General features: G+C 45.2%; 1 protein-coding gene and 1 pseudogene. Both read right to left on the bottom strand.

Annotated elements, in window-relative coordinates:
• A partial coding sequence (gene hslU / locus A3738_RS08260; protein WP_156504100.1) for an HslU--HslV peptidase ATPase subunit occupies positions 1–792 on the bottom strand: 792 nt, incomplete at its 3' end.
• 12 nt (positions 793–804) lie between these two features.
• Positions 805–928 (bottom strand): annotated as a pseudogene (locus A3738_RS30810) (HslU--HslV peptidase proteolytic subunit); the annotation flags it as partial.

Below are 928 nucleotides of genomic sequence, written 5' to 3' on the forward strand. Positions count from 1 at the left end.
CTTAGCGACTTTGTCGATTTCGTCGAGAAATACAATGCCATTTTGTTCAACGGCTTTTATGGCTGTAGCTTTAATTTCTTCTTCATTAATTAGCTTGGCCGCTTCTTCTTGTTGCACAATTTTGAGAGCGTCCGACACTTTCATTTTTTTGCTCTTACGTTTGTCTCCGGCCATATTAGAGAACAAACTCTGTAGTTGATTGGTCATGTCTTCCATTCCTGGAGGAGCCATAATCTCAACACCAACTGTAGTAGAGCTCACTTCGATATCGATTTCTTTGTCATTTAGCTCGCCTTCACGGAGCTTTTTACGAAAGATTTGACGAGTGCTTGATTCTTCAGCGCTAGGCTCTTCTGAAAAAGAATTAGTGCTACGAGCAGGACGAAGTAGTGCGTCCAAAATTCGATCTTCTGCTAGATCAGCTGCACGCATTTCAACGCGTTTAATTTCTTTTTCACGGAAAAGTTTAAGCGCGTTTTCGGCAAGGTCGCGGATGATTGAATCAACATCTCTGCCTACATAGCCCACTTCAGTAAATTTGGTCGCTTCAATCTTAACAAAAGGTGCGTCTGCGAGTTTAGCGAGTCGTCGAGCGATTTCTGTTTTACCAACGCCTGTCGGGCCAATCATTAGGATATTCTTTGGCGAAACTTCGTCGCGTAGATCCTCGTTTAGTTGCATTCGGCGCCAGCGATTACGAAGAGCGATAGCAACGGCACGTTTTGCGTCGTCTTGGCCAATAATGTGTTGGTTGAGTTCATGTACGATCTCGCGCGGGGTCATGTTCGCCATAGTGCTAGCCTTTTACTTCAGTTCTTCGATAGTGCGGTTGTCGTTGGTAAATACGCAAATGCTTGCTGCAATGTCTAAGCCTTTCTCAACAATATCGCGTGCACCGAGCTCGGTGTTATCAAGTAGGGCGCGCGCA

Source organism: Oleiphilus sp. HI0066, assembly GCF_001635725.1.